The 1,286-nt window shown below is 70.9% G+C and carries 2 protein-coding genes and 2 pseudogenes; 3 read left to right on the forward strand and 1 reads right to left on the reverse strand.

The window, feature by feature from the left end; genetic code table 11:
• Positions 1 to 157, reverse strand: a 157-nt coding sequence (locus A5713_RS08100) for a TetR/AcrR family transcriptional regulator (RefSeq protein WP_156751733.1), incomplete at its 3' end; no start/stop codon positions are given.
• A gap of 143 nt (positions 158 to 300) precedes the next feature.
• On the opposite strand from A5713_RS08100, the gene A5713_RS08105 reads away from it, so the two are divergent.
• From A5713_RS08105 to A5713_RS29105, 3 genes and pseudogenes are all read left to right on the forward strand, one after another.
• On the forward strand, positions 301 to 936 hold the full coding sequence (locus A5713_RS08105; protein ID WP_068094428.1) for a TetR/AcrR family transcriptional regulator: 636 nt from the start codon (positions 301 to 303) through the stop codon (positions 934 to 936).
• Positions 933 to 1,145, forward strand: a pseudogene (locus tag A5713_RS29665) (LLM class flavin-dependent oxidoreductase); the annotation flags it as partial. The gene A5713_RS08105 and the pseudogene A5713_RS29665, both read left to right, overlap by 4 nt.
• A pseudogene (locus A5713_RS29105) lies at positions 1,094 to 1,286 on the forward strand (hypothetical protein); the annotation flags it as partial. The pseudogenes A5713_RS29665 and A5713_RS29105, both read left to right, overlap by 52 nt.

Below are 1,286 nucleotides of genomic sequence, written 5' to 3' on the forward strand. Positions count from 1 at the left end.
CGCTGGTGACGTCGGCCGCCCGGGCGATCTCGCGAATCGTGGTGCGCGAATAGCCATTCTCGGCCACACATCGCATCGCGGCGGTGATGATGCGGGCCCGGGTCTGCTCACCGTCGGCACCCACCGGCCGACCCAATTGCGGCGGCGTGACGCTCATGCGGCGGGAAGCCCGCCGCAGCTCCGTCCATCACGCACTACGCACCTCCGCGGCGAAGCCGAAACTAATCGATCACTCGATTATATTCGACCGTGTCGGGGACCGGGAGCCGGCGGACGGGACGCGCGAGTGAGGACAGCACGGTGACGCGGGCGCAACGGGGACGTCCGGTCGGCGCCAGCGGCGAGGAGACGCGGCAGCGGATCGTCGTTGCCACCATGCGCTGCGTGGCCGAATTCGGGTACGCGGGCGCCACCATCCGTGAGATCGCCCGGGCGGCCGACGTCACCAGCGGCAGCCTGTACCACTACTTCCCGAACAAGTCCGAATTGCTGGACGCGGCCGTCGAGGACATCGAACGCATGGCGGTGCCGCGGCTGCGAGCCGCCGCCGCGGGTCCCGGCGGCGTGGTCGATCGCCTCGCGGCGGTGCTGGACGAGGCGAGCCGGCTGATGCGCGAGCATCCGCATCTGGCCGCATTCGATCGCGCGGTCCGCGCCGAAAGCAACGAGCACCCGGTTCGCGGCCGACCGGAGTATCCCGGGCTGAAGGCGTTGCGCGGCGCCGTCGCCGAGATCATCGGGGACGCCCGAACCCGGGGCGCGCTGCCCGCCGACACGGACGTGCGGGCCACGGTCGACGCCATCTACGCGCTGACTCGCGGGCTGACGGAGCGGGCGGCCAGTCTGGGCCCGGAGGCGTACGCGGCCACGGTCGCCTCCGCGAAGGACTTGGTCAGGGGGACGCTTTTCGTGCGCGCGGCCGGTGTACGGCGATGAGCCTGCTCACCGCGTTGCGGCTGAACATGACCAACATCGCCGACCCCACGGCGCGCCAGGCCGCCCGTTACCAGGCGGCGCTGGACATGGCCGAATTCGCCGATCAGCGTGGGCTCACCGCCGTCAGCGCGGAAGAACATCACCTGGCCGCCACGAGTTGGCTTCCGTCACCGCTGATTTTGGCGGCCGCCATCGCCGGGCGCTCGCGCACCGGGCCGACCGCAACGGCATCATCGAGGCCGTCTACGCGCTCATCTATGGGTTGACCGAACTGGCGGCCACGTCCCCGCCCCGGGACTATCACGCCGCGCTGGCCGCGGCGAAGAAGTTGATCCGGGGAACGTTGCTCG

The organism is Mycobacterium sp. E2497 (assembly GCF_001668695.1).
Lineage (GTDB): Bacteria > Actinomycetota > Actinomycetes > Mycobacteriales > Mycobacteriaceae > Mycobacterium.